This is a genomic window from Pseudomonas lijiangensis, assembly GCF_018968705.1.
Taxonomy (GTDB): Bacteria; Pseudomonadota; Gammaproteobacteria; order Pseudomonadales; family Pseudomonadaceae; genus Aquipseudomonas; species Aquipseudomonas lijiangensis.
Window position 1 is genome coordinate 4,969,001 of record NZ_CP076668.1, and the last position, 20,394, is coordinate 4,989,394.

Annotated in this window: 17 protein-coding genes; 7 read left to right on the top strand and 10 right to left on the bottom strand. The window is 58.1% G+C overall.

The window, feature by feature from the left end; translation table 11 throughout:
- Positions 1-299: 299 nt before the first annotated feature.
- A complete protein-coding gene (locus KQP88_RS20825) occupies positions 300-4,028 on the top strand; it encodes a sensor domain-containing protein (protein ID WP_216704069.1) in 3,729 nt (1,242 codons plus the stop codon).
- A gap of 218 nt (positions 4,029-4,246) precedes the next feature.
- Positions 4,247-5,500 carry a serine hydroxymethyltransferase gene (gene glyA, locus KQP88_RS20830; RefSeq protein ID WP_095067767.1) on the top strand — a complete coding sequence of 418 codons (1,254 nt, stop codon included), beginning with the start codon at positions 4,247-4,249 and terminating at the stop codon, positions 5,498-5,500.
- 141 nt (positions 5,501-5,641) lie between these two features.
- On the opposite strand, the gene KQP88_RS20835 is transcribed toward glyA, so the two are convergent.
- Both KQP88_RS20835 and KQP88_RS20840 read right to left on the bottom strand, forming a co-directional pair.
- Entirely contained in the window at positions 5,642-6,511 is an 870-nt protein-coding gene (locus KQP88_RS20835; RefSeq protein ID WP_216704070.1) for an NmrA family NAD(P)-binding protein, read from the bottom strand.
- Between the two features lie 32 nt (positions 6,512-6,543).
- Positions 6,544-7,479, bottom strand: coding sequence for an NADP-dependent oxidoreductase (locus KQP88_RS20840; RefSeq protein WP_216704071.1), 936 nt, complete (start codon positions 7,477-7,479; stop codon positions 6,544-6,546).
- Between the two features lie 102 nt (positions 7,480-7,581).
- Between KQP88_RS20840 and KQP88_RS20845 the strand changes: the two genes are divergently transcribed.
- Entirely contained in the window at positions 7,582-8,457 is an 876-nt protein-coding gene (locus KQP88_RS20845) for a LysR substrate-binding domain-containing protein (RefSeq protein ID WP_216704072.1), read from the top strand.
- A gap of 173 nt (positions 8,458-8,630) precedes the next feature.
- Here KQP88_RS20845 and KQP88_RS20850 read toward each other — a convergent pair whose 3' ends face one another.
- From KQP88_RS20850 to KQP88_RS20865, 4 genes are all read right to left on the bottom strand, one after another.
- Entirely contained in the window at positions 8,631-9,806 is a 1,176-nt protein-coding gene (locus KQP88_RS20850; protein WP_216704073.1) for an MFS transporter, read from the bottom strand.
- Between the two features lie 459 nt (positions 9,807-10,265).
- Positions 10,266-11,246, bottom strand: a complete 981-nt coding sequence (yjiA, locus tag KQP88_RS20855) for a GTPase (protein WP_216704074.1) — start codon at positions 11,244-11,246, stop codon at positions 10,266-10,268.
- Between the two features lie 160 nt (positions 11,247-11,406).
- The gene (locus KQP88_RS20860) at positions 11,407-11,604 is read right to left on the bottom strand and encodes a YbdD/YjiX family protein (protein ID WP_025261897.1); all 198 of its coding nucleotides are present in this window, start codon (positions 11,602-11,604) and stop codon (positions 11,407-11,409) included.
- 27 nt (positions 11,605-11,631) lie between these two features.
- Positions 11,632-13,707 carry a carbon starvation CstA family protein gene (locus tag KQP88_RS20865; protein ID WP_200994700.1) on the bottom strand — a complete coding sequence of 692 codons (2,076 nt, stop codon included), beginning with the start codon at positions 13,705-13,707 and terminating at the stop codon, positions 11,632-11,634.
- Between the two features lie 277 nt (positions 13,708-13,984).
- Here KQP88_RS20865 and KQP88_RS20870 point away from each other — a divergent pair, with 277 nt between their 5' ends.
- Complete coding sequence (locus KQP88_RS20870) at positions 13,985-14,353, top strand: PilZ domain-containing protein (protein ID WP_200994701.1); 369 nt, start codon at positions 13,985-13,987, stop codon at positions 14,351-14,353.
- Positions 14,354-14,434: 81 nt separating this feature from the next.
- Here the strand turns inward: KQP88_RS20870 and radA are convergent, their stop codons facing one another.
- A complete protein-coding gene (radA, locus tag KQP88_RS20875; protein ID WP_200994702.1) occupies positions 14,435-15,802 on the bottom strand; it encodes a DNA repair protein RadA in 1,368 nt (455 codons plus the stop codon).
- A 185-nt stretch (positions 15,803-15,987) separates the two neighbouring features.
- Between radA and mscL the strand changes: the two genes are divergently transcribed.
- Positions 15,988-16,434 (top strand): large-conductance mechanosensitive channel protein MscL, encoded by a 447-nt coding sequence (gene mscL, locus KQP88_RS20880; RefSeq protein WP_200994703.1) that lies wholly within the window; start codon positions 15,988-15,990, stop codon positions 16,432-16,434.
- Between the two features lie 81 nt (positions 16,435-16,515).
- Here mscL and KQP88_RS20885 read toward each other — a convergent pair whose 3' ends face one another.
- On the bottom strand, positions 16,516-17,292 hold the full coding sequence (locus KQP88_RS20885) for a ferredoxin--NADP reductase (protein WP_200994704.1): 777 nt from the start codon (positions 17,290-17,292) through the stop codon (positions 16,516-16,518).
- Between the two features lie 341 nt (positions 17,293-17,633).
- Here KQP88_RS20885 and KQP88_RS20890 point away from each other — a divergent pair, with 341 nt between their 5' ends.
- Together KQP88_RS20890 and KQP88_RS20895 are read left to right on the top strand one after the other, a co-directional pair.
- Entirely contained in the window at positions 17,634-17,867 is a 234-nt protein-coding gene (locus tag KQP88_RS20890) for a helix-turn-helix domain-containing protein (RefSeq protein ID WP_117163446.1), read from the top strand.
- Between the two features lie 130 nt (positions 17,868-17,997).
- A complete protein-coding gene (locus tag KQP88_RS20895) occupies positions 17,998-19,125 on the top strand; it encodes a methyltransferase (protein WP_200994705.1) in 1,128 nt (375 codons plus the stop codon).
- A 79-nt stretch (positions 19,126-19,204) separates the two neighbouring features.
- Here the strand turns inward: KQP88_RS20895 and KQP88_RS20900 are convergent, their stop codons facing one another.
- A complete protein-coding gene (locus tag KQP88_RS20900) occupies positions 19,205-19,372 on the bottom strand; it encodes a DUF2474 domain-containing protein (protein WP_038400044.1) in 168 nt (55 codons plus the stop codon).
- A 12-nt stretch (positions 19,373-19,384) separates the two neighbouring features.
- Positions 19,385-20,392: a cytochrome d ubiquinol oxidase subunit II gene (cydB, locus tag KQP88_RS20905; protein WP_200994706.1), complete on the bottom strand. Its 1,008-nt coding sequence runs from the start codon at positions 20,390-20,392 to the stop codon at positions 19,385-19,387.
- Between the last annotated feature and the right edge of the window lie 2 nt (positions 20,393-20,394).

The following is a 20,394-nucleotide window of genomic DNA, read 5'->3' on the forward strand; positions in this document are numbered from 1 at the left end:
GATTCACTCTTGCAGGAGTCGGGTTACAACGCGCATCGGGCAAAGCTACCCGAATGCGGCCTGTAGGGCAAACGATCCGGCCCCACAGGGCTGGCACTTCGCTACAACTCAGGGCATGCTAGCCGCCCTTTGGGCGTCGGGCTTTAATTGCATAACGCACTCGCTGCTTCAGTCCAGTAGTCAGGAACAACGATTTGCCTACACCAACGCCCTCCACGCCATCAGAAACAGCCAAAAGCACAACCGTTGTGCCTTTGCGTAGTTCCTTGAAAGGGCTACTGGCAGCGCTGGTTCTACTGATGCTTGCACTGCTGTTGTGGCAACTGCTCGAGCAGTTTCACCAGACACAGGAGCGCCAGCGTCAGCGCAGTCTCGACTACAGTACGCAACTCGCAGACCGCCTGAGCCTCAACATGGCCCTGAGCGCGCAGATCACCATGAACCTGCTGGATGAGGGAACGCCATCCAGAAACGAGATCGCGCCTCAGAAACATACCCTGCAAAGGCTGCGAGAAACCGTACCGTCCTTGCGCAGCGTGGCATGGCTCAGTCCTCAGGGCGATGTGATCCGCGACAGCGCCGAAACCACACTGGACGGTGCATTTCTCAAGAGCGCGCTCCAGCAGGCAGTGGGTCGGCCTTATTACTACACCAGTTCCGAAGATGGTCTGCAGATCTACATGTTCGTGCATCAGGCCGACGGCCTCGGCGGCGCCTACTGGGCCGTACGCATGGCGCCGGATGCTCTCAAGGCACTGATACAGCAACCCAGCCAGGACTTTCAGCATCTGTGGCGGCTCGAAAACCGCCTGACCCAGCGAGTCATCCTGCGCGACGCATCGATGCAGACCGATTCAGGGCAGGCCGAAAGCGTATTGCTGCAACCCTTGAGCAACAGCGACTGGCAACTGCACGGCCTGTTCGATGCACACAAGGCACGTCAGGAGCTGATTGCGCCCCTGATCGTGAAATGCGTGGTCGGCCTGCTGTTTTCACTCCTGCCCCTGGCCGCCATTCTCAGCATGCGCCGCCGCCAGCGCCAACTGCTGAAAAGTCGCCGCCGTTATCAGGATATTTTCGAAGGCGCAGGCGTTGCCATCTGCGTACTGGACATGTCCAACCTGCCTGAGCAGCTCGAAACCTTCCAGATCCGTACCACAGAAGACTTCGATCACTTTATCGAGACACAACCGGTGCTGCTGAAGCGACTGCTGCAGCAGATACGCATCACAGAGGTCAATCAGGTTGCCCTGAGCCTGTTGAATATCAAATGTGGCGATGAAGCCTGGCAGCAACTGATAGAAGGCGAGTCGCGCAAGCGGCCCGGCATCGGCACCCAGGTGATTCAGGCGGTCCTGAACCGGCAGCAACGACTCGAACTGGAAATCCGCCTCACCCGTGAGTCCGGCCAGGACCAGCATCTATGGCTGGTATTGCGCTTGCCTGAAACCCGCTCCGACCATGACGCCGTCATCCTGAGCATCGGCGACATCACCAGCCGCAAGCAGATCGAACTGTCATTGCAGGAGCGCGAGCGATTCTGGTCGGATGTGGTCCGCACCGTGCCCGATCATCTGTATGTCCAGGACGTGCTCAGCCAGCGCATGATCTACAGCAACCACCATCTGGGGCAGACGCTGGGCTACAGCAAGAGCGAACTGCACGCCATGGGCGAGTTTTTCTGGGAAATCCTGCTGCACCCCGAGGATGCCCAAAGCTATCAGGACATGCGCCTGCGTCAACGCCATCACGGTCACAACGAACTGCTGCAATGTGCCCTGCGCTTTCGCCACAAGGACACTACCTGGCGTTGCTTCGATATCCGCGAACAAGCCCTGACACGGGACAAGGAAGATCTGGTCACCCGCATCATCGGCGTCGCCAAGGACATCACACGCCAGGTCGAGGCCAGTCAGTCCTTGCGCGACAGCGAGCAGCGCTACCGGATGCTCGCCGAAAGCATCAGTGATGTGATCTTCTCCACCGACAGGCTGCTGGAAGTCAACTATGTCAGCCCATCGGTGCAAAGCGTTCTGGGCTACGAAGCCGACTGGGTTATCCAGAATGGCTGGGGCTCAACCGTTGCCAACCCGCAGCAACTCTCGGGCTTCTACAACCTGATAGCGCGCATCAAGCGAGTACTCGACAACCCTCCCGAACTGGCGAAGCTGCGCAGTGCCGTTCCCACCCAGTTGTACCTGTTCGATTGCCTGCGCGCCGACGGCCGCAAGATTCCGGTAGAACTGCGACTGGTTCTGGTCTGGGATGAGCACGGGACATTTGAAGGCATATTGGGCGTAGGCCGCGATATCAGCACCCAGCGCCGAGCCGAAAAAGACCTGCGCATGGCCGCAACGGTGTTCGAGCACTCGACCTCTGCCATCCTGATTACCGACCCCGCGGGCTACATCGTCCAGGCCAACGACGCCTTCACGCGGGTCAGCGGCTATGACGTATCGGAAGTGCTCGATCAATTGCCGAACATGCTCACCGTTGACCGGGAGCAGGAAGCCCATCTGCGCTACATCCTCAAGCAGTTGAACCAGCGCGGAACCTGGGAAGGCGAAGTCTGGCTCAAGCGCCGCAATGGCGAGCATTACCCGGCATGGGTCGGCATCACCGCCGTGGTCGATGATGAAGGCGATCTGGCCAGCTATGTGTGCTTCTTCAGCGATATCAGCGAGCGCAAGGCCAGTGAGCAACGCATTCACCGCCTGGCCTATTACGACGCCCTGACCCACCTGCCCAACCGCACACTGTTCCAGGACCGCCTGTATTCGGCCCTGCAACATGCAGAAAGACAGCAGGCCTGGGTCGTCCTGATGTTCCTGGACCTGGATCGCTTCAAGCCGATCAACGACTCCCTGGGCCACGCCGCCGGCGACCGCATGCTCAAGGAAATGGCCACCCGGCTGCTGGCCTGTGTCGCCGACGATGACACGGTCGCACGCATGGGCGGCGATGAGTTCACCCTGCTGCTGCAACCGGGAGCCACACGCGAGATCGCGCTCAATCGTGCGATCCACGTGGCCGAACAGATCCTCAACAGCCTGATCACGCCTTTCGTGCTGGAAGGCCGTGAGTTCTTCGTGACCGCCAGTATCGGCATCGCCCTCAGCCCGCAGGACGGCAACGAACTGAGCCAGTTGATGAAGAACGCCGACACCGCGATGTATCACGCCAAGGAGCGCGGCAAGAACAACTTCCAGTTCTACCAGACCGACATGAACGCCACGGCACTGGAACGCCTGGAACTGGAAAGCGACCTGCGCCATGCCCTGGAACAGCAAGAGTTCACGATCTACTACCAGCCTCAGTTCAGCGGCGACGGCAAACGCCTGACCGGCGCCGAAGCCCTGTTGCGCTGGCGGCACCCACGCCGCGGCCTGGTGCCGCCCAGCGAATTCATTCCGGTTCTAGAAGAACTCGGCCTGGTGGTGGAAGTCGGGGACTGGGTACTGGCCGAAGCCTGTCGTCAGCTCAAGAGCTGGCATCAGGCAAAAGTGCGGGTTCCCAAAGTGTCGGTGAACATTTCCGCCAGACAGTTCTCGGACGGCCAGCTCGGCAAGCGCATCGCCCGGATGCTGGGCGAAACCGGCCTGCCACCGGCGTGCCTGGAGCTGGAACTGACAGAAAGTATCCTGATGCGCGAAGTCAACGAAGCCATGCAGATGCTCGACGGCCTGAAGAATCTTGGCCTGAGCATCGCGGTCGATGACTTCGGCACCGGCTATTCATCGCTGAACTACCTCAAGCAGTTCCCGATCGACGTACTGAAAATCGACCGCACCTTCGTCGATGGCCTGCCATCGGGCGAACAGGACGCACAGATCGCCCGCGCCATCATCGCCATGGCCCACAGCCTGAACCTGGCGGTCATCGCCGAAGGCGTCGAAACCCACGAACAGCTGGAGTTCCTTCGCGAACACGGCTGCGACGAAGTCCAGGGCTACCTCTTCGGCCGCCCGATGCCGGCTTCGCAGTTCGAGGCGCAGTTCAGCAATGATGCGTTGTTCATGTTCGACTGAGTCGAACAGGAACAGAGCGGCAAGCTGCAAGTTGGGAGCTTCAAGTAAAAGCAAAAGCGGATCGCTGAGCACTCTTGCTTGTAGCTTATAGCTTGCCGCTTGTAGCTCTCCCCTACTTGCCTTCCGCTCATCCACCAAATGAACCCCTTTCATATGCCAGATAAAACGCGATGGGGTAGAATGCTCCCCTTTTCCGCTCCAACCCCTCGAGGACTGCCATGTTCAGCCGTGATTTGACTCTCGCGAAGTACGACTCCGATCTTTTTGCCGCAATGGAACAGGAAGCCCTGCGCCAGGAAGAGCACATCGAACTGATTGCCTCGGAAAACTACACCAGCCCGGCTGTCATGGAGGCTCAGGGCTCGGTCCTGACCAACAAGTACGCTGAAGGCTATCCGGGCAAGCGCTACTACGGTGGCTGCGAGTACGTCGACGTCGTTGAGCAACTGGCAATCGACCGCGCCAAAGAGCTGTTCGGCGCTGATTACGCCAACGTCCAGCCACACGCTGGCTCCCAGGCGAACTCCGCTGTTTACCTGGCTCTGCTGCAAGGCGGCGACACCATCCTGGGCATGAGCCTGGCTCACGGCGGTCACCTGACCCACGGCGCCAGCGTCAGCTCCTCGGGCAAGCTGTACAACGCCGTTCAGTACGGTATCGATGCCAATGGCATGATCGACTACGACGAAGTCGAGCGTCTGGCTGTCGAGCACAAGCCAAAAATGATCGTGGCCGGTTTCTCTGCCTACTCCCAGGTTCTGGACTTCGCCCGTTTCCGCGAAATCGCTGACAAGGTCGGTGCCTACCTGTTCGTCGACATGGCCCACGTAGCCGGTCTGGTTGCCGCTGGTGTCTACCCGAACCCGGTTCCATTCGCCGACGTGGTCACCACCACGACCCACAAAACCCTGCGCGGCCCACGCGGCGGCCTGATCCTGGCTCGTGCCAATGCCGACATCGAGAAGAAGCTGAACTCGGCAGTATTCCCTGGCGCACAGGGCGGCCCACTGGAGCACGTCATCGCGGCCAAGGCTGTCTGCTTCAAGGAAGCACTGCAACCTGAGTTCAAGGCCTACCAGCAACAAGTGGTCAAGAACGCCAAGGCCATGGCTGGCGTGTTCATCGAGCGCGGTTTCGACGTGGTTTCCGGCGGTACTGAAAACCACCTGTTCCTGCTGTCGCTGATCAAACAGGACATCTCCGGTAAAGACGCAGACGCCGCCCTGGGCCGCGCCTTCATCACCGTGAACAAGAACTCCGTCCCGAACGACCCACGCTCCCCGTTCGTCACCTCCGGCCTGCGCTTCGGCACCCCGGCAGTGACCACTCGCGGCTTCAAGGAAGCAGAGTGCAAGGAACTGGCAGGCTGGATCTGCGACATCCTGGCTGACCTGAACAACGAAGCGGTAATCGACGCCGTTCGTGAGAAAGTGAAAGCCATCTGCGCAAAACTGCCGGTTTACGGCGCTTGATAGCGTAGTTACTGGTTGAATGAAAAAGCCCGGGCTCTTGAGTCCGGGCTTTTTCATTTATGGGTGGTTTCCACACGACCTGACGGTTTAATGGGGGCAGTACGCTAGCCAAAAATGAAGCCTCCTCTTCGCCAAGGCGGCTCAATCCTCGGCAATAGCCTCGCGCACGAAGTCTTCGTAGGTGCGCAGCGGGCGCCCAATGATGGCCTGAAGCTTTTCTACCGTGCCTTGAGTGGACTGCATCCCGAAAGTCTGGATACCCGCCATCATGAGCCGCATGTCATAAGCCAGCCAAGTGGGACCATACGAAGCCAGTTGCCCTTCAAAAGCGGCTACGTCATCACCCCCGTACGTGATCTCGCGGCCCAGAGCAGCGCTCCAGATATTCGCCACGGACGCACCGGTAAGCGCTTGCGGCCCAACCAGTTCCAGCGTTATACGTTCCAGCGCAGCGGGTGCTTTGTCGCGTCGCAGCAACTCGGCAACCGCGACATCAGCGATATCGCGTGCATCAATCATCGACACACCCGCTGCGCCGATCGGCATTGGATATACCGAGTAATTCTGAATAGTCTGTTGGACCATGCGGTCGTTTTGCATGAAGTACGCTGGCCGCAGGACAGTGGCAGGCATGTCGAGGCTTTCGATCATGCGCTCAACCGTATGCTTGCCGGTGAAGTGCGGGACATTGGTGAACCTGTCGGCATGAATCACCGACAGATAAACAATGCGCTCAATTCCCGCCTCGCGAGCAAGGTTCAGCGTGATAAGCGCTTGGGTGACCTCATCAGGCGTCACTGCATTGAGCAGGAACAGCGTGCGTACCGACGAGAGCGCAACGCGCATCGACGCTACGTCAGTGAGGTCTGCGACAACTTCAGTGACGCCAACCGGGAATTCCCGCTTACCCGCTTGACGCACAAGGGCTTTCACCTCGGTGCCTGCACCAGCAAGGCCTTGAGTGATCAGTGAACCAATGGTGCCCGTGGCACCAATAACCAGAATGCTCATTTTTGAAACTCCTGCGAGGGATTTGAAGTGGATCAGTAAGTGAAATCCGCAACGACCTTGCCCGTCCGTGAAACGGTGCGATTGCGTTCGATTGCCTTGGGGATATCAGAAAAGCCAACTACGTCACCGATCCTCGACTGAAGCGTGCCGCTGGCTACTTCCCTGGCCAGTGTCTCCAGCAATTGAGGATCCGGTTTATTCATGAACCAAAGGCTTCGGCGATTCGCGGGCGTTCGGGCGAGGATGTCGGGCGATGACGTGCCGACAACCACGCCGTTCTGCGCCAACACCTGCCACGAACGGTCCAGTACCTCGCCCCCGACGTAGTCGAGCACCAGGTCAATATTCCGGACGAGGTTTTCGAAGCGTTGAGACTGGTAGTCAATGACCTCGTCGGCGCCAAGGCTACGCACGTAATTCAGGTCGGCAGTACCCGCCGTGGCGATGACCTCGGCGCCCGCACGCTTGGCGTACTGCACGGCATAAGCGCCTAACCCACCTGCTGCGCCATGAATCAGGACTCGCTGACCTGCAAAGATCGGCCCTGCGTGATGAAGACTGTTCCAGGCTGCAACGGCAGCTACAGGCATGGCAGCCGCCTGTACGTCGTCCAGTGCCTCAGGAGTAGGAGAAAGGCTCGCTTCGCTGACGGCCACGAATTCAGCGTACGCGCCCAGTCCGCCCATGGCTCCCATGACACGGTCTCCCACACTGAAACGAGATGCACCAGGCCCCACCGCATCGATCACCCCGGCCATCTCGGCGCCCAGCACGATAGGCAATGAAAGCGGGAAGGCATTGCGCACATGACCTTCGCGAACTTTCCAGTCAATACCGTTCACGCCAGCGGCTCGGACCCGAACCAGAACCTGGCCTTGCCCTGGTGTCGGCTTCTCGATCTCGGCAACTTGTGCGGCGTCAGCGCCGCCGTAGGCCCGGATAACTACAGCGCGTTGGATGGTGTTCATTGGAATTCCTCATGTCATGTCCCCATGACGTGAAAGTATTCCGTTGCACTTATAAAACGAAGACCACAAAATCCAGACACCTCGATTCAAATATGGAACACCATGAACCTCAACGCGCTCATCGATTTCATTCTCGTCGCTAACAATGCGGGGTTGGGAAAGGCAAGCCGCGCGAGCGGTATTTCCAAAGCTACCTTGTCGCGTCGAATCTACGACCTTGAAGAGCAACTGGGCGTAAGGCTGATTGAGCGCAGCGCGCGTGGCTTGAAGCTCACCGAGGCAGGTGAGCTGCTTATGTCCCGAACGGAAGGGCCGCTGAGCGAAGTGACCGAAGCCATGACTGCGGCACGTGAAGGCGTTTCAACGCCTCGCGGACGTTTGCGGGTGGCGGCACCGATCCTGTTCTCGCAGCTCGCGATGGGCCGTATTGGTGCCGAGTTCTGTGCGGCCTACCCGGAAGTATTTATTGAGGTAATGGCGGAAGATCGCATGGTGGATCTGGTGGAGGAGCAATTTGACGTCGCTATCCGCATCAACCCAAGCCCGGACAGCAGTCTGGTCGGACGGTGTTTCGCCAAGGACCGGTTGATCGTTGTAGCGGCGCCTGAAATTCCCAGGCCTATGCCCGGCGCAATCAGACCAGTACCCGGCATCGTGACATCGACTTTCCAGCCAACGCACTGGAGTCTGGATGGCGGTCAGTTGGTCTTGGAGCCGATCCCGAAAATGCGGTTTTCTTCGTTACTGATGGTCCGCGATGCAGCTATCGCCGGTGGCGGTGCAGCCCTGATTCCACAGTCCATAGCCTGGAACCAGCTTGCCAGCGGTGAGTTGGTTCAGTGGGGAACAGTATCAGGTGTGGAGCCAGCGCTTTGGGTCTTGCACACATCCAGGCGGCTTGCAGCTCCAAAGGTTCGCGCATTCGTCGACTTCATGTGTGATCAATATTCAGACATGTCTCTTGTTCTGAGGGGATAGAAGCTATTAAACCTGAACGGGGAATGGCTATTGGCTAATGCTGATCAGTGAAGGCGATAAATCAATTTGTGGGAGGCAGCTTGCTGGCGACTTCAGCGTACAAGCACAGAATATCTGCCGGTTTACGGAGCTTTATAGCGCACCACTGGTTGAATGAAAAAGCCCGGGCTTTTTCATTTATGGGTATGGGCGGTTTTCACATGACCTGACGAGTAGATGCCCAAGGCCAGAGTGGCAAGGACGATACAGACAAGCGTAAATGGCCCAGGCTGATCCGATGGTAAAGCACTGGCTATCAACCCACAGCAGGCAGCCATCGCCTGATGTATGAATCCGGTCAATGCCATGGCGTAGGGACCGCTGACGGGCGCACTTTGATTAGCAAGGGATTGGCAAAGTGGATAAACGATGCCCTGACCGAACAGCAACAAACAGTAAGGCAGCCACAAGGCAGAGGCTGTTGCCGGAAACAGAAAGTACCCTGCCCCCATGAGCAAGGCACCCAACGCCAGAAGCTTCAATCCAAGTATCAGACTCTGATACTGACTGCGCGTTGAAAGCAGCCAACCGACCGACAAGGCGCCAAGCATATAAGCACCGCTGATTGGCCAGCCTATCCAGCCATACTCCACGGCAGTCCAGTTGAAGCGCAGTTGAAAGAGCACTGGAGCAACAGCGGCGAAAAGAATAATTACGCCATAACCCAGGCCGCCCGCCAATACCGGGCGCATGAAGTGAACGTCTCGAATGAGGGCACCGTATATTTTTCGACCTGATCTCGAGGACTGGCGATCCGTCGTTATATACGGAATGTAGCGCGCAACAGGAAAGATCAATGCAGAGCTCAAGGCAGCACTTGTGAAAAAAACCGACTCCCATCCCCAGACGGCCTGTATCAACGCCCCTACAAACTGCGCCAGCCCCAGAGATATCACAAAACAGATCGACAGCCAGCTCAGGGCTTGTGCCAACTGCCGAGCGCTGAAGTTATCGCGTAACAGCACGCGGGCCATGACTGAAATGCCTCCAGCAGCAGTCCCTTGAGCAGTACGGCAAACGATGAACATGGAGGTGTCGGTTGATAACCCGGCGCCCAGACTGCTAACAGAAAACAGCAAAAGCGCCCAGATCATTGTTGCCCTGCTGCCCAGTAAAGCCGCAGCCTTGCCCCACAACAACATCGGCAGCCCCATCCCCGCCAGAAATACCGAAAGTGTCAGCGCCGAAAAGCTGTTGCTGGCCTGAAAAGCTTCGGCAATTGAGGGCAAGGACGGAAGGTAGAGCGTTATACCTGACTGCGCCGTCAGTACGGCCAGACATGAGATAACGATATGACTGTCGATTTTCATGGTTAAGGCCGCCAGATCGTTGTGGGTTTATGTATGGGTTATTCGTTCATCTAAATGAAAACGAGAACCTCAAAACAAGACTTCCGAAACTGAACGGCTATTTTGGCAACGCTGCTTATTAATGTATGTAGGAGGCTTCTGAGCAGAAGCCGTGTCGCAGTTTTTTCTATAAGAAAGCTTTTACTGCATTCGCAGGAGATCTGCTACGCATCAAAACGAATGGCCGCTATGACCTGGATTTTCAGGGCGACCTAACTCTCAGCAATTTCTTACAATCCTCACAAAAAGCCCTAAATGTATCGCCTTCAATAATGTCTCGCAGATAAATCCGCTCCTACGAAATCAGATGGCTGGGCCACAATCCGTGGGAGGGGCCTTGGCCGTGACAGCCTGTTTGAAGGCGCTGAAAATGTATTGCCCTCGAGCAGGTCGTCGCGGCCAAGGCCCCTCCAACAAGTGTTACACGCCCACCATCTCCGCAAACGCCGCCCGAATCTTCTCCTCCGGCAACTCATCGGCAATGAACACGATCACGCTTTCGCGCTTTTCGTCTTCTGCCCATTCGGTGTCCCAGTCGAAGCCATAGAGTTTCAGCACGCCCTGAAACACCATCCGCCGGGGTTCGCCTGCGATATTGAGTACGCCTTTGTAGCGCAGCAGTTGTTTGCCGTGGTCTTCGAGCAGTTCGTTCATGAACCCGCTGAGTTTGTCGATATCCAGCGGTTTGTCGCTGCGCAGCACCAGGCTTGAGATGCGGTCGGCGGATTTGCCTGCCGGGGCAAGCGGGCGCAGGGTCACTCCGCCGCCGAGGTCGGCGTTGAGGTTGAAGCCTCTGACGTCCAGCAATTCGGACAGGTCGATCTTGCCGTGCTCGACGATGCGAATCGGTGCGCGGCGGTTGATGCGGGTCAGGCGGGTCGACAGTGTCTGGAATGCCTGGTCGTCCACCAGGTCGCGCTTGCTCACCAGCAGACGGTCGGCAAAGCCTATTTGCGCCTGGGCGATGGTCTGGGCCAGGTGGGTGTCGGCATGGGCGGCATCCACCAGGGTGATGATGCCGTCGAGGATGTAGCGCTCGCGCAGTTCTTCGTCGATGAAGAAGGTTTGCGCAACGGGAGCCGGATCGGCAAGGCCGGTGCATTCGATGACAAGACGGTCAAAGGCAATCTCACCGCTGTCCAGGCGCTCCAGCAGCAGATAAAGGGCTTTGGTCAGGTCGGTATGGATGGTGCAGCAGACGCAGCCATTGGAAAGCGTCATGACCTGCACAGGGTCTGTGCCGAGCAACTGGCTGTCGATGCCAGCCTCACTGAATTCGTTTTCGATGACCGCGATTTTCAGGCCATGTTCGGCCTTGAGCAAATGACGCAGCAGCGTGGTCTTGCCGGCTCCCAGAAAGCCGGTCAAGACGGTGACGGGGATGGGTTGCGCAACAGTCATGTGTACTCCAGCAATTCAATATGTCCGGTACATCGCCTTCCCGGATGAATCCGGTCCTGCAGAGTAATACCGATCAGTCCTGCAGAGACCTGTAAAAACGACAACGCCACAGGTGTTGGCCTGTGGCGCGTCGATTCAAACGATAACGCAGATCAGAGGATCAGCAACACTTGGGACCACCCTTGCCGCCGTAACGAGCTTCCTGGCGTTCGCGAAAGAACTCCTCGTAGCTCATCAACGGCTTGTCCGGGTGCTTGGTCTGCATGTGCTCGACATAAGTGTCGTAGTCCGGCATGCCCACCATCAGGCGCGCGGCCTGACCGAGGTATTTCCCAAGGCGACTCAGGTCATTGAACATGGGCAGCTCCTCTTTTCATGAACGTCATCACACCTGCGACCCAGGAGGCATGGCCTGATAGGGCATTTCCTTGTCGCTGCGCTCTTTCTTGATCCACGCCGCACGACCGACTTTCAGCGCGTAGAACAGGATGCTGGACACGACGAACAGGAACAGGATGGTCAGACCGGCGTTGGTGTAAGCGTTGAAGATCACGTGCTGCATCTGATCCATGTTCTTGGCCGGAGCCAGGATCTGACCGGCATCCGCTGCAGTGCTGTACTTCTTGGCCAGGGCCAGGAAGCCAACGGCAGGGTTGGAGTCGAACAGCTTGATCAGGCTCGCGGTCACGGTGCAGATCAGCAGCCAGGACGCAGGCAGCAAGGTCACCCAGACGTAGCGCTGACGCTTCATCTTGATCAGGACCACACTGGCAAGCATCAGGGCGATACCGGCAAGCATCTGGTTGGAGATACCGAACAGCGGCCACAAGGTATTGATGCCACCCAGCGGGTCGATCACGCCTTGATAAAGCAGGTAACCCCAGAGTGCGACGCAACCACCGGTACCGATGGCGTTGGCTACCCAGGACTCGGTGCGCTTGAGAGCAGGTACGAAGCTGCCCAGCAGGTCTTGAAGCATGAAGCGACCGGCACGGGTACCGGCGTCGACAGCGGTCAGGATGAACAGGGCTTCAAACAGAATCGCGAAGTGGTACCAGAACGCCATGGTGTTTTCACCCGGCAGGACCTGGTGCAGGATCTGCGCGATACCCACTGCCAGAGTCGGAGCACCACCGGCACGGGCCAGGATGGTGTGCTCGCCGATGTCATTGGCCACGGCGGTCAGTTGCTCCGGGGTAATTGTAAAGCCCCAGTTGCTGACGGTTTGCGCCACAGTCACCACATCAGTGCCCACAATTGCAGGCGGGCTGTTCATGGCGAAGTACACACCCGGCTCGATCACCGAGGCGGCAACCATGGCCATGATGGCGACGAAGGACTCCATCAGCATGCCGCCGTAACCGATGTAGCGGGCGTTCTTTTCGTTATCCAGCAGCTTGGGCGTGGTACCGGAGGAAATCAGGGCGTGGAAGCCCGACACCGCACCACACGCAATGGTGATGAACAGGAACGGGAACAGCGCGCCTTTCCAGACCGGGCCAGTACCGTCGGTGAACTGGGTCAGGGCCGGCATTTTCAGCTCGGGAGCCAGAATCAGAATGCCGATGGCCAGCGCGACGATGGTGCCGATTTTCAGGAAAGTGGAGAGATAGTCACGCGGTGCGAGCAGCAGCCATACCGGCAGCATTGCTGCAACGAAGCCGTAGCCCACCAGCATCCAGGTGATCTGTACACCGGTGAAGGTAAACATCGGGCCCCAGACCGGGTCCGCAGCCACCGAGCCGCCTACCCAGATGGAAAGCAGCAGCAGGACCACGCCGATGATGGAGATTTCACCGATGCGGCCCGGACGGATGTAGCGCATGTAAACGCCCATGAACATCGCGATCGGGATCGTCGCCATGACCGTGAACATGCCCCACGGGCTTTCAGCCAGGGCCTTGACCACGATCAGCGCCAGCACCGCGAGGATGATGATCATGATCAGGAAGCAGCCGAACAGGGCAATGGTGCCTGGGATACGGCCCATTTCCTCGCGGACGATATCGCCCAGGGAACGACCGTTACGGCGCGTGGAGAGGAACAGGATCATGAAATCCTGTACCGCACCTGCCAGCACCACACCGGCGATCAGCCAGAGCGTACCGGGCAGATACCCCATCTGCGCGGCCAGTACCGGGCCAACCAGTGGGCCTGCACCGGCGATTGCTGCGAAGTGGTGACCGAACAGGATGTGCTTGTTGGTCGGCACATAGTCCAGACCATCGTTGTTGACCACCGCCGGGGTTGCCCGCAGCGGGTCGAGCTGCATGACATGGTTGGCGATGAAAAGACTGTAGTAACGATAAGCGACCAGATAAATAGCTACAGCAGCGACCACGATCCACAAGGCATTGATTGCCTCGCCACGACGCAGTGCCACCACCCCCAGGGCACAAGCCCCAATAATTGCGAGAAGCACCCACGGCACATGGCGCATTAGGCTATTGTTATTTTTCATTTTCTTATTCCAGCAGAGTTGACTAGAAGGCAAGCATCCCGAGTTTAGCCCTGTCGGAGCGAAAGACCACCCCCAACCATGGTCTAGAGCGCTTTAATAGCCTGTCAAAACGTAAATAACGCCTCCCCTTCCTGCAAACGAATCGACAGAAGCAATAAAAGTTATCCACAGAACTGTTCGGCAACTCCGTTCAGGTCTATCGTGCCTAAACAAGGGTGCCATTATCCATGGCATGTCCGCTGACCCAGCGTCAGTCGATACCACGAGAGTTCACCTGATGACCGACTCCCCCTCAGATCGCCGTCGTTTCAAGCGCATCGCTTTCGATGCCAAGACCGACCTCAACCAGGGCAACCACAACTGGAAAGTGCAGTTGCTCGATCTCTCTCTGAAAGGACTGCTCATCGAACGGCCGGAACCCTGGACAGGTGATCCGGATGAGCACTTTCTGGTGGACATTCACCTCAGCGACGATGCCTACGTGCAGATGGATGTGAAGCTGACCCATGACGACAACCAGCATCTCGGGTTTGTCTGCCTGCACATCGGACTGGAATCGATCAGCCATCTGAAGCGGCTGGTAGAGCTCAACCTGGGAGATCCGGCTGAGCTGGACCGGGAACTGGCGGCATTGATCGAGATTTGAGTTCGCGACTGAAGTCGCTCCCACAGGAGTCACAATCTGGGTGTGGGAGCGAATTCATTCGCGAAGGAACAAATAACTCACCTACTCGAACAACGCATCCAGCGCCTGTTCCAGACGGGTCACCGCAATGATCTGCAAACCGGGCGGCGCTTCCTTGGGGGCATTGCCCTTGGGCACGATGGCTCGCTTGAAGCCATGCTTGGCAGCCTCTTTCAAGCGTTCCTGACCGCTGGGCACCGGCCTGACCTCGCCGGAAAGCCCCACTTCCCCGAACACCAGCAGATCATGAGGCAATGGCCGGTTGCGCAGGCTCGACATGACCGCTGCCATCAATGCCAGGTCAGACGCGGTTTCCAGCACTTTCACACCGCCCACCACATTGAGGAACACGTCCTGATCGTGGGTCGGTATGCCGCCATGACGATGCAGCACCGCCAGCAGCATGGCCAGACGGTTCTGATCGAGCCCCAGCGTCACCCGCCGCGGGTTGGACATGTGGCTGTCATCCACCAGCGCCTGAACTTCCACCAGCATGGGCCGCGTCCCTTCCCAGGTCGCCATGACCACGCTGCCGGGCACTTCTTCCTGAGCACGGGTCAGGAAAATCGCTGACGGGTTGGAGACTTCCTTGAGCCCCTTGTCCGTCATGCCGAACACGCCCAGCTCGTTCACGGCCCCGAAACGGTTTTTCACAGCCCGGAGCAGCCGCAGGCGTCCATCCGACTCGCCCTCGAAATAGAGAACGGTATCCACCATATGCTCCAGAACCCGAGGCCCGGCCAGCGCGCCTTCCTTGGTGACATGGCCGACCAGGAAAATCGCCGTGCCGCTCTGCTTGGCGTAACGCACCAGCAAGGCGGCACTTTCCCGCACTTGTGCCACGCCGCCGGGAGCGGATTGCAGTTGTTCGGTGAAGATCGTCTGGATGGAGTCGATCACCATGACCTTGGGATGCTCGACACGGGCAGTCGCGATGATGGATTCGATGCAGGTTTCGGTCATCACCCGCAGTTTGTCTTGTGGCAAGCCAAGGCGCCGGGCGCGCATGGCCACCTGTTGCTGGGACTCTTCCCCCGTCACATACAGCGCCGGCATGCGCTCGGCGATATTGCACAGGGTTTGCAGCAGGATAGTGGACTTCCCGATCCCCGGATCGCCACCGATCAATACGACCGAGCCATCCACAAGACCGCCACCCAGAACACGATCCAGTTCGTTGGACTTGGTAGAGAAGCGTGGAATTTCTTCGACGCTGACCTCGGCCAGGGTCTTGATCTGGGCCTGCGAGCCCGTCCAGCCGGTGCGTCCGCTGGGAGGGGCGGCGGCTCCGCTTTCCAGCATGGTTTCAACCAGCGTGTTCCAGGCGCCGCAGTCACTGCACTGGCCCGCCCATTTGGGAAAAGTCGCGCCGCACTCCGTGCAGCCGTACAAGCGTTTGGCCTTGGCCATGACAACCCCAATCGTAAAAAGCAGCATGATAACGCAGCGAATGCCGCGCCGTCGGAACCCGTTTTTTACTGAAAAAGATAAAACTTACCGCGCCAGCCCCGGTCGATTGAACCTGTACACGGCAGGATACAGATTGCTCCGTTACACTGATTCCGATCACATCCATCTGCAACAAGGAATGACCCATGAGCGTATTAAGCGAATTCAAGGCCTTCGCCGTCAAAGGTAACGTGGTCGACATGGCCGTGGGTATCATCATTGGTGCGGCATTCGGCAAGATTGTTTCGTCATTCGTCGGCGACGTGATCATGCCCCCGCTGGGCCTGTTGATCGGCGGCGTGGACTTCAGTGACCTTGCCATTACCCTGCGAGCGGCCGAAGGCACAACGCCTGCCGTGCTGCTGGCCTACGGCAAGTTCATCCAGACCGTGCTCGACTTCGTCATCGTCGCGTTCGCCATCTTCATGGGCGTCAAGGCCATCAACCGCCTCAAGCGCGAAGAAGCCAAGGCCCCGACACTGCCACCGACACCTTCCAAGGAAGAAGTCCTGCTGGGCGAGATTCGAGATTTGCTCAAAGAGCAGAACAAGCCGGCGGCACCGATTACCGTGGACCCAAGTCGTCCGGTTTGAAGTACAAGACTGTGGGAGGCAGCTTGCTGGCGACTTTGAAGCTGTCGCCAGCAAGCTGCCTCCCACAGACGCGCGAAAACGCTACCAGTAATTCTCCACAACAACCTGCCCCGGCCGACGGGTCAGGTTGAGTTGCATGTTGCGCTGTTTGAGCACGGCCCGGGTGTCGTCGATCATCTGCGGGTTGCCGCAAATCATCACTCGCGAATGCTCGGGCGTCAGCTCGACACCGGCGGCACGCTCCAGCTCGCCATTTTCGATCAGGTGCGTGATCCGGCCATGCAAGGCGCCAGAATGATGCTCACGGGTCACGGTGGGCAGAAACAGGAACTTGTCGGCGTACTCGACCAGATAATCGCGCTGCATCAACTCGCCAATCAACTGTTGATAAGCCAGCTCCCTGGACTCCCGGGCGCTGTAAACCAGAATGATGCGCTCGAATTTTTCCCAGATCTCGAAGTCTTGAAGGATCGAGAGAAAAGGCGCGACGCCCGTGCCTGTGGATAACAGCCACAAGTCTCGCCCGTCGACAAAACGGTCCGGCGTCAGATAACCGGTCGCCAGTTTCTCCACCAGCAAGGTGTCGCCTTCGCGCAGACGGCTCAGCTCACTGGTGAACTCCCCGCCCGGAACCACGATGGAAAAGAACTCCAGAAACTCGTCATGGGGTGCAGAAACCATCGAGTAGGGGCGCCATACCGTGCTGCCATCGGCTTTGGTCACGCCAAGACGAGCGAACTGCCCGGCACGAAAACGGAACCCGGGATCGCGAGTGGTGCGCAGAGTAAACAGATTGTCGGTCAACGGCGTCACACGCTGAAGTGTCTGCCGGGTGAACTTGTCTTCGCTGGCGGTCATGGGAGGCTTCTGGCTCCAGAGCTGGAAAAGGTTTCCAGTGTCCTCCAAAGCGCGCTCGATAAACACCGGCTGTTTGTAGTGATTTGAGCGACATTGCACACCGGCAATTTAGAGTATTTGGTTCTTGGGGCCGTATTTCGTTGGTTGTAAGCCTGTACGCCCTGTAAAGCCGCAACCCAGCTCCCACCAGTGTTACAGCCCTTTAGACACTCTTTTGAATACGCAAAGGCCATTACACCACTCGTCTAGATAGCTTCACTCGCAATCTGGACACGATGGTTTTTTTCTAGACTGCTTAGACAATACAGAAACAACTCGCCATCAAAGGCATGGAGGCGATCATGGGATCCATGGAGTTCAACTCACCATCCCCATTTCCGGCAAAAAACCTGACACAACGAGAAATCGAGATCCTCAAATGGTCCGCGGAAGGCAAGACAGCGGGCGACATCGCAATCATCCTGAGCCTGAAAGAGCGCACCATTCATTTTCATATCGCCAGTGCGATACAGAAAATGGGGGTTTGCAACAAGACAGCTGCCGCCGTCCAGGCAGCCTTGAGAGGGATGTTCTGAAGAGGTCGGCAATCGACCCGCAACATGGAGGGTGCCAAACAGCAAAAAGCACGTAAACTTGCCGATCTCAGCGAGCCCATCAGATGCCGGGCTCGCATGACATACGTCGATTCCCAGAGTTTTCCTGCCCATGCCCGTGCTGACCAGTCCTTTCGCTCAACTTGATCTCATTCGCCAACCCGAACAACAAGATGAGCCGTTGCAGGCATTTGATGCGGCGGATGAATACCTGCTGAACCATGTGGCAGAAACCGGCCTGACCCTGCAGAGCAAGGTACTGGTACTCAACGACAGCTTTGGTGCATTGGCCGCAAGCCTCGCGCAGCATGCAACGGTGGTCAGCAGCACCGATTCGTATCTGGCAGCACAAGGTCTGGAAAAGAACCTGACCCGCAATGGCATGGCCTATGACGCCGTACCTGTGATCCCGGCCAGCGAGCCATTGAACGGCCCTTTCGACTGGGTACTGATCCGGGTTCCCAAGACCCTGGCATTGCTGGAAGAACAGCTCATTCGCCTGCAAGGCCAGTTGGCACCGGGTGCCCGGGTGATCGCAGCGGCGATGGTCAAGCACCTGCCACGCTCGGCCGGTGAACTGCTGGAAGAATATGTAGGCCCGGTCCAGGCATCACTGGCCGTAAAAAAGGCACGTCTGTTGTTCTGCACTCCAGAAGAATCCAGGCCCGTCCTGGCTTCGCCCTACCCGACCCGTTACACGCTCGATCAACCCGCCATCGAACTGGTCAACCACGCCAACGTATTCTGTCGCGACGGCCTGGATATCGGCACCCGTGCCTTCCTGCCTTACCTACCCAAAAACCTCGGCTCGGCCAGAGTTGCCGATCTGGGCTGCGGCAATGGCGTGCTTGCCATCGCAAGCGCCCTGGATAACCCGCAGGCTCATTACACGCTGGTGGATGAGTCCTTCATGGCCGTACAGTCGGCCGCCGAGAACTGGCAGGCAACGCTGGGAGCCCGCGAGGTGGTGATTCGTGCCGGTGATGGCCTGGCCAGCCAGGAACCGGATTCTCTGGATGTGGTGCTCTGCAACCCGCCCTTCCACCAGCAGCAGGTGGTCGGTGATTTCCTGGCCTGGCGCATGTTCCTTCAGGCGCGGGCTTCACTGGTGGTCGGTGGCGCGCTGTATATCGTCGGCAATCGCCATCTGGGCTATCACAGCAAACTGGCACGGCTGTTTCGCGGCGTGGAACAGGTCGCCGCAACGCCCAAGTTCGTGATTCTTAAAGCCCGTAAATAAACCTCAAAAAAAACCCTCCGCAAGGAGGGTCATGAAACCGTGTCCACAAAACACGGGATGGGAATTCAGTGCAGGGTGATCAGTGGGTGGTCAATCCTGCTGCATTCATGAACATGCGCATCAGACTGGCCACGATGAACAGCGCAAAGACACTGCCTGCCCAGATACCGACCAGCCAGGCCAGCCGCTGCCAGAGCGGCTTGCTCAGCGCCGGATCCTTGTCGTGCATGGAGTTCTTGCCAGACATCGCCAATCTCCTCTAGTGGTAACCGTCTTCGGCAGTCACCTTCCCGCGGAACACGTAATAGCTCCAGAAGGTGTACCCCAGAATGAACGGGATGATGAACAGCGTGCCCACCAGCATGAAACCCTGACTCTGAGGCGGAGCCGCAGCCGCCCAGATGGAGACCGACGGCGGAATGATATTGGGCCACAGACTGATTCCCAGGCCGCTGTAGCCCAGAAAGATCAGCAGCAGCGTCAGCAGGAACGGCGTGTAATGGGCATTGCGGGCTACTGCCTTGAACAGGCCGTACAGGGTGACCAGCACCAGAATCGGCACGGGCATGAACCAGAACAGGTTGGGCAGGCTGAACCAGCGCTGCGCGATGTCCGGGTGAGCCAGTGGCGTCCAGAGGCTGACAATACCGATGACCGCCAAAGTCGCCAGCGCCAGGGGACGTGCCAGATCGTGCATCGCCTTCTGCAACGGGCCTTCGGTCTTCATGATCAGCCAGGTGCAGCCCAGCAACGCATAAGCGACGATCAGGGCCAGGCCACAGAACATCGGGAACGGCGCCAGCCAGTCCAGCGAACCACCGGCGAACTCGCGATTGACCACCGGGATGCCTTCGATGAAAGCCCCCAGCGCCACGCCCTGGAAGAAGGTCGCAACCAGTGAGCCGCCAATGAACGCCTTGTCCCACAGGTGACGCTTCTCTTCAGTGGCCTTGAAGCGGAACTCGAAAGCCACTCCACGAAAGATCAGCCCCATCAGCATGAAGATCAGCGGCAGATAGAGTGCCGACAGCACCACCGCATAGGCCATGGGAAAAGCCCCGAACAATGCCGCACCACCCAGTACCAGCCAGGTTTCATTACCGTCCCAGACCGGAGCGACGGTGTTCATCATCACGTCGCGGTCGGAGCTGTCTTTCATGAACGGGAAGAGAATCCCGATGCCCAGGTCAAAGCCATCCATCACCACGTACATCATGATGCCGAAGATGATGATGACCGCCCAGATCAGTGGAAGATCGATGCCCATGA

Bases quoted from the DNA above. Each gene is read 5' to 3' on its own strand.
- yjiA (WP_216704074.1), bottom strand. From the start codon at position 11,246: ATGACTGTTGCGCAACCCATCCCCGTCACCGTCTTGACCGGCTTTCTG.
- KQP88_RS20895 (WP_200994705.1), top strand. From the start codon at position 17,998: ATGCCCGTGCTGACCAGTCCTTTCGCTCAACTTGATCTCATTCGCCAA.
- KQP88_RS20885 (WP_200994704.1), bottom strand. From the start codon at position 17,292: ATGACCGCCAGCGAAGACAAGTTCACCCGGCAGACACTTCAGCGTGTG.
- glyA (WP_095067767.1), top strand. From the start codon at position 4,247: ATGTTCAGCCGTGATTTGACTCTCGCGAAGTACGACTCCGATCTTTTT.
- KQP88_RS20835 (WP_216704070.1), bottom strand. From the start codon at position 6,511: ATGAGCATTCTGGTTATTGGTGCCACGGGCACCATTGGTTCACTGATC.
- KQP88_RS20865 (WP_200994700.1), bottom strand. From the start codon at position 13,707: ATGAAAAATAACAATAGCCTAATGCGCCATGTGCCGTGGGTGCTTCTC.
- KQP88_RS20840 (WP_216704071.1), bottom strand. From the start codon at position 7,479: ATGAACACCATCCAACGCGCTGTAGTTATCCGGGCCTACGGCGGCGCT.
- cydB (WP_200994706.1), bottom strand. From the start codon at position 20,392: ATGGGCATCGATCTTCCACTGATCTGGGCGGTCATCATCATCTTCGGC.
- KQP88_RS20900 (WP_038400044.1), bottom strand. From the start codon at position 19,372: ATGTCTGGCAAGAACTCCATGCACGACAAGGATCCGGCGCTGAGCAAG.
- KQP88_RS20850 (WP_216704073.1), bottom strand. From the start codon at position 9,806: ATGAAAATCGACAGTCATATCGTTATCTCATGTCTGGCCGTACTGACG.
- KQP88_RS20860 (WP_025261897.1), bottom strand. From the start codon at position 11,604: ATGTTCAATGACCTGAGTCGCCTTGGGAAATACCTCGGTCAGGCCGCG.
- KQP88_RS20890 (WP_117163446.1), top strand. From the start codon at position 17,634: ATGGGATCCATGGAGTTCAACTCACCATCCCCATTTCCGGCAAAAAAC.
- mscL (WP_200994703.1), top strand. From the start codon at position 15,988: ATGAGCGTATTAAGCGAATTCAAGGCCTTCGCCGTCAAAGGTAACGTG.
- KQP88_RS20845 (WP_216704072.1), top strand. From the start codon at position 7,582: ATGAACCTCAACGCGCTCATCGATTTCATTCTCGTCGCTAACAATGCG.
- KQP88_RS20870 (WP_200994701.1), top strand. From the start codon at position 13,985: ATGACCGACTCCCCCTCAGATCGCCGTCGTTTCAAGCGCATCGCTTTC.
- radA (WP_200994702.1), bottom strand. From the start codon at position 15,802: ATGGCCAAGGCCAAACGCTTGTACGGCTGCACGGAGTGCGGCGCGACT.
- KQP88_RS20825 (WP_216704069.1), top strand. From the start codon at position 300: ATGCTTGCACTGCTGTTGTGGCAACTGCTCGAGCAGTTTCACCAGACA.